Source organism: Bacillus pretiosus (assembly GCF_051294775.1).
Taxonomy (GTDB): Bacteria; Bacillota; Bacilli; order Bacillales; family Bacillaceae_G; genus Bacillus_A; species Bacillus_A wiedmannii.
Genome location: NZ_JBPPHF010000562.1, coordinates 1 through 283, shown reverse-complemented (window position 1 = coordinate 283; position 283 = coordinate 1). Strand labels below are relative to the sequence as shown.

1 protein-coding gene is annotated in these 283 nt (G+C 37.1%); it reads left to right on the top strand.

Annotated elements, in window-relative coordinates:
• Positions 1 to 283: aminotransferase class I/II-fold pyridoxal phosphate-dependent enzyme (locus ACSG5Z_RS32170; protein ID WP_435712976.1), on the top strand; the 283-nt coding region annotated here is incomplete at both ends.

Sequence of the window (283 nt, the reverse complement as noted above, 5' to 3'; positions counted from 1 at the left end):
ACCTATGGTTTATGCAAATCCGGGAGATATTATATTAGTTCCGGATCCAGGATATACAGCTTATGAAACTGGAATTCAAATGGCTGGTGCAACTTCCTATTACATGCCTTTAAAGAAAGAAAATGAATTCTTACCTAATTTAGCAGCTATCCCCGAAGAAATTGCTGATCAAGCAAAGATGATGATTTTAAACTTCCCAGGGAATCCAGTTCCAGCAATGGCTCATGCAGATTTCTTTAAAGAGGTAATTGCATTCGCGAAAAAGCATAACTTTATTGTTGTC